The sequence below is a fragment of the Psychrobacter sp. H27 genome, assembly GCF_059072655.1.
Window position 1 is genome coordinate 1 of sequence record NZ_JCACRX010000004.1, and the last position, 5,337, is coordinate 5,337.

Annotated in this window: 6 protein-coding genes; 2 read left to right on the top strand and 4 right to left on the bottom strand. The window is 38.5% G+C overall.

Going from position 1 to position 5,337, the window contains the following annotated elements; all coding sequences use genetic code 11:
• Positions 1-476: MobA/MobL family protein (locus AC5JPY_RS13185; RefSeq protein ID WP_493852752.1), on the bottom strand; the 476-nt coding region annotated here is incomplete at its 3' end.
• A 256-nt stretch (positions 477-732) separates the two neighbouring features.
• Between AC5JPY_RS13185 and AC5JPY_RS13190 the strand changes: the two genes are divergently transcribed.
• Both AC5JPY_RS13190 and AC5JPY_RS13195 read left to right on the top strand, forming a co-directional pair.
• A complete protein-coding gene (locus AC5JPY_RS13190) occupies positions 733-1,038 on the top strand; it encodes a mobilization protein MobS (protein WP_493852753.1) in 306 nt (101 codons plus the stop codon).
• Entirely contained in the window at positions 1,038-1,571 is a 534-nt protein-coding gene (locus AC5JPY_RS13195) for a hypothetical protein (protein WP_493852754.1), read from the top strand. The genes AC5JPY_RS13190 and AC5JPY_RS13195 overlap by 1 nt, the downstream gene beginning before the upstream one ends.
• Before the next feature lie 145 nt (positions 1,572-1,716).
• Here the strand turns inward: AC5JPY_RS13195 and AC5JPY_RS13200 are convergent, their stop codons facing one another.
• From AC5JPY_RS13200 to AC5JPY_RS13210, 3 genes are all read right to left on the bottom strand, one after another.
• On the bottom strand, positions 1,717-2,301 hold the full coding sequence (locus tag AC5JPY_RS13200) for a hypothetical protein (RefSeq protein WP_493852755.1): 585 nt from the start codon (positions 2,299-2,301) through the stop codon (positions 1,717-1,719).
• 132 nt (positions 2,302-2,433) lie between these two features.
• Positions 2,434-3,447: a replication initiation protein RepM gene (repM, locus tag AC5JPY_RS13205; protein ID WP_493852756.1), complete on the bottom strand. Its 1,014-nt coding sequence runs from the start codon at positions 3,445-3,447 to the stop codon at positions 2,434-2,436.
• Positions 3,448-3,704: 257 nt separating this feature from the next.
• The coding region (locus AC5JPY_RS13210; RefSeq protein WP_493852757.1) for a MobA/MobL family protein at positions 3,705-5,337 on the bottom strand (1,633 nt) is incomplete at its 5' end.

Sequence of the window (5,337 nt, forward strand, 5' to 3'; positions counted from 1 at the left end):
TCTGCGTCCAGCTCTGCGGTTCGAGTAGTAAACATGATGTGAGCGTGGAAGTTGCGAGGATCTGCCCCTCGATCAACTTCTTTTTGGGTCGGTTGATGGATAGCGCAATCGGCAATCGTGCCGTAACGATCCGCAAGCGTTTGGGCGAAGGTATGCGCTAGCTCTTTGCGGTTTTGCTCGTCCAGCTCATACGGTAAATTGATTAACCATTCACGAGCCACACGCGCATCTTTTCTTTTTTCGGCAGCTTCCGCTTTGTTCCATAAATCACTACGATCAATATCAGCATTGGCAGCAGCCAATGCTGACGGTAAAATGATATCCGCACTCATTACCCCATGCTTTTTTGAGTAATCGTGGGTCTTACCATAGCGTTTATCTTCTAGCTCAACACCTGCGCGATAGCTTGCACTGGCAACAGCACTTTGTCCGTTACTTCGAGATATTGATTTAGTCGATGCGATAAAAATAGCCATTACTAAAAGCTCTATTTTTTAGTTTTTAGCACTACGTCTTTTCATAGTGTTGGGGGTGTGGGGGCTTTGCCCCTGCCGATGTTTTGATTTTATAAATGTGTGTCCGATAGGACTAGACATTTGTAAAGTCGAAAACTCGCACTTAGTCAGTGGGACGCAACCATCTGTCGAATAACTATATCATAAACTGTTGTTAGCTATTGGCGAAGTTGCTATAGTCAGGTGAGTAAAAAAATTAATGATATAAGGGTATGATATGAGCTTACTAGGTGGTAATGATTTAAAAGAACAGCAGAAGATTAATGATCTTGAGCTTAAGATAAATAGAGAAAAACAGAAGTTAGATAAGAAGCTGACAAGGCAAAAAATACTACTCGGTGCTTTTCTAGTAGATGCTTTAGAGAATGATTCAGTGGGGGGCTTAAAGAAATACACAGCTGATAATCTGTTAGATTTTTTGAGCAGACAGACAGATAAGGAGTTGATGGCAGATTTGGTAAAGGGGCTTGGTGGTAAGGTTGTTACTGGGAATAACGATGAAAACAAGATAAAGGAAGGTTAATGGATAACGATTTACTTAAGAGATATCGTGAGTATGCAAATTCTGATGAAGCTTGTGCAGTGCTCTTTGTAAAACAAAATCTTTCACAATCAGAAGGGCATTGGGTTGATATAGCCCATTGTCAACGCTATGAGATGTCTGACGACAAGTTACATTTTCGCTTAGTAGTAGGAGCTATTTATCAAAGGAAGATAAAACCAAAATACCCTCCAAAAACAGAATATTTTACTCATGGAAAGTTTGATGATCGACGTTATTATTTTGCTGTAAGAGCGATTACTTGGGCAACTGCTCATGAAGACATAAAACAGCAAAAGCTTGCAGGAGTGGTTGCGAAGAAATTTAGAATAACTGGAGTAAGCTACGATAAGAATAAAGATAACAAAGGGTATTTTAGGAGCGATGCGCCCCCTGAGATTAAAGCGCTCGCCAATAATCTTTTAGATAAAACCAATCCACTTTGGGATAGGGCTATGGGTTATATTAATGAGCCAGAGTTTGTTTATAAGATAAAGAGCATTGAGGTAGATTAGCAGTTCGGTTCCCTAGTGAGGACTTGAATCTTCGGCTGTAGGCTAGTGGTAGCGATGGTTCGAGTTGTTGGAGTAACAGCAGTGTACTTCGTTGTGTACATGTAGTGAGCTTTTGGATCATTATTTTTATTTACCATATATGAGCTTAGCGTGAGAATACGACGTGCTTGCGTCCTTCCATCATTACTAATGAATAGACTAATAGATAAAAGTTTGACAAAAAACCTAAGAAAATATTTATTATAATGAAATATTCAGAACCCACTAGAAAGCTTCTCATGATTCTTGAGTTTCCCGCTGAGGTAAAGCCAAAGAACATAAACCAACCTATATTTATAAAAAGTAATATTAATGCAGTTATAAGAATAGTTCTTTTGGGATTTTCACCGACTGCATGATTTAACTTATCTGGGTTTTTTGCCGCTAGTTTAAATTCCCTGACAACTTTGTTTGATACCCCTTTCATGAAATAAGTGAGAGTAATTATAAAAAATATTAATACAAAATATAGTAGAACTGCATCGTTCAGCAACCTTATTCTACCCGAAGCTAATTCCATTGATTGTGCAAAGGGAGTAATACCTTGATAGTTTTTGAACTTGGAGCCTAGTATTAAAGAAGTGAAAAAAATTGCAAAAAATCCATAAAAATAAGCATAATTAAAGGGCGATAAATCGTTTAATAGATTAACCATAGTTTTATGAGAAATATAATGATGATCTTCTGTCATTTTTTATGTTCACCTTAATTTTTTTAGGCTATACCCCAAGGGAACCAGCTATTTCACCCTTCAAACCTATTAACAGACCACTTAAAACAGACTGCTATAATGGAACCACTTATAACGTTCTGTTTTAGGTGTTTATCGGATTGGGAACTCATAGCCTGCCAACAATAGATATTTGCGCCATTCTTGACGCTTCTTATCGTCTTGCAATCCTTCCTCAATCCATGTAACTACTTCTCCACGGCTCTTGCCATAAGTCTGTGCGCTATAGTCTCTAGTAAAATCAAAATGATTTGCTAGCTTATTAGCAAATGTATTTCGTTGTGGTGCGCTCATTGTAGGTATAACTTTGGGTGTACGCTTAGTGATCGGCTTATCAGCACTGGCGGTCTTATTAGTATCTTTGTTGGTATCTTTAATAATAGGCTTCGTTGTCTGCTTAAATTTAAATTTGAAAATAAAGCCTACAACCTTGCGCCCTTCCTTGTACTGGTCATAGCTCACAGTTATATCAGTATGTTCATTAATTTGTTTAATTGCTGGCTCTAACGCTCTAGCCTTAAAATTCGTTATTCTCACATATTCATCGTCAGCGATATCAAACCTATGTCTTAACTCGTGATATGGGATTGAAGGGACTACTTTAGAATTCCGCCACTGCATCATCATTTCATAGAGACGATGAGCATAAACACTTGTTAACGGAGCTTTTTGCTCAAGGTGATAGCGTGAGAAGTTACCTCTTAACTTTCCTGCAAGGCTAATCAGATCAGGAGTAAACGCTAATTTAACTAGCCCCTGACCTTCTATATAAGCTATGTTCCAAACCCATCGAGACTTCCGATGCTCTTGATGACTTGGAAACTGTTCGCTTTGAACGCTATATGTGAAATATCTAACGAATAATTTTTCGCTAGCTTCTCTCAAGGCTGTATAAGCTGTTTTCATATCAACCCCGTACATCTTGGCATATTCATCTGCTCTAACTTCTACAAACTCGGACATAGTCGTTAGCTGTTTCTCACTTTCTTCGTAAGTCGTTAAGTCAGCTAGAGCTATATCAAGCAACCTTATTTCTTGAACCGTAAGAGAATAACTAGCTTCAATCAACGAATTACTTTTGACTACCATGTCTGAGATTTTTTTCATTGCTACACACCCTAAAAAGCATTTAACTACATACTATAACAATAATGTAGTTAAATAGCTTGGATTTGTAGTCATTAAACCTTGGATTTGTAGTCATTAAACCTTGGATTTGTAGTCATTAAACCTTGGATTTGTAGTCATATAGCCTCTGAAGCCTATATATATAAATGGTTTGAAGGTGTTTAAAATCTTTTAAAATCTTTTAAAATATCTTAAAAGGAATTAAAGGGGTTAAAAAAGAATAAAAAAATGATTTACTAGCGACTCAAACCGTGACTTCGAGTAACAGTTCCATTTTGATAGTGATTGAATGAGTTTATACCGCGCTGTATTGCCGTATTTTGGTCTTCAGATAACTCTGAGCTATATTGTTCAATAAAACTGTTTAAAGACGTTCTGAGCGCATCTGAGTGCTTCTCACGTTCGTTAGATGGTAGCTTGTGAACATCGAAAAGCGCATGTTTGAATTGTATACACGTGAAATTGATTGTATCTGCTCGATGTAGCTTGGCAGCCTCCTTAGCTTCATCAGCTCTATTATCATTAGCGATATAAGAATCTAGAGCTTCTAAATAACTAAACGATGAAATAATATCCCTAGCCATTTCTCCAACATCACCACCTTTACCGCCTAACTTTTCTATAAGACTAGCGTTAAACTCTGTACGCTTATCATCTATCTGCTTTTTGAAACGCTCAAAGTCTTTAACCACGTTGTTATAATGCTCTCGCTCAGCTGCTGGGTTTTTGATTAAGTTAACTATTGGTTTGTTCTGATTTACAAAATCAGCTGTGAAGTGACTAGCAATGTCTCTACTGCTTACTCTGTAATCACGTGATTTCTGCAAGCCTAATGATTGCGCGAAGTTATCTAGCTTTTCAATCTGTCTTTTATCGTATTTATCGGGATAATCTTCTGCTGTTTCGTAACTTTCCCAACGAATACGGTTGTTAATATCATTTCGTGTCAATAATTTACTAGCCAAAAACAGTTTTATACGTTCAGCATACTGATGGATTCTCTCATCTCGGTAAGAGTGTTTTCTAGCGTCTTGATCAACTCGTCTTTGCTGCTGATCAAGCTTAGAAGCTCTTTCTCGTCGTGCTGCGTCATTGAATGGGCTTGGGGCTGCTGTATAGATTGTTCCAATTCTGCCTGCAAGCTGCTGTTTGCTATCCTCAAGTCGTCGTTCGCTGTACTCAACTCGTTGTTTGCTGTCATCAACGTGCTCGATGATGTCGCTAATTCTTTCAAGCGACCACGTATCACCTCGCTGCTCTCCTTGAGTGCGCTGTTTGTTGAACTCAACTCGCTGTTTACTGTCATCAATTCTTCGTTTAACTGTGTTAATTCTGATATTACCGACTCCAACTTCGTATTCGCTAATATCAAGTCTGTATTTAATATCTTTAAATCGTTGCTCATTTTGTTCTCGCTCGTTGTTAGCGCGACTTTCAAAGATTATCTTGTCAGCGGCAGCATTCACTTTTTGATTTTTGGTAAGCTCAACGCTCCAAACCAGCTCGTTACGCTCATTGATTATTTCATTGATGGTGCCAAGCTCTGTTGCCGGTGTTTTATCAATCTCGTAATGCTCACCCTTTGCTTTGGCTTTCTCTGCTTTTCTGAGTTCTTGCTCATATTTTTCACGTTCTAGCTTGGTAGCGACTGCCCCCATTTTGAGCTGTGGCTCAATATCAATCCCTTGTTCGGCATAGCTGCGTGAATCAATCAGATCATGATTAAACTCGGCTAGTTTTTCGTTGGCGATCTGCTCCCAAATTTGGCGCACCTCTTTAATCTCATGACTGACACGCTTAAGCCCTAGCGTTAGGCGCTTGGTATCTGATAGCTCGATAGTTGCCTTATCTGTCAGTATGATTTGATTA

What these genes read in the sequence shown, in the direction of transcription:
- AC5JPY_RS13190 (WP_493852753.1), top strand. Translation starts at nt 733, where the DNA reads ATGAGCTTACTAGGTGGTAATGATTTAAAAGAACAGCAGAAGATTAAT.
- repM (WP_493852756.1), bottom strand. Translation starts at nt 3,447, where the DNA reads ATGAAAAAAATCTCAGACATGGTAGTCAAAAGTAATTCGTTGATTGAA.
- AC5JPY_RS13195 (WP_493852754.1), top strand. Translation starts at nt 1,038, where the DNA reads ATGGATAACGATTTACTTAAGAGATATCGTGAGTATGCAAATTCTGAT.
- AC5JPY_RS13200 (WP_493852755.1), bottom strand. Translation starts at nt 2,301, where the DNA reads ATGACAGAAGATCATCATTATATTTCTCATAAAACTATGGTTAATCTA.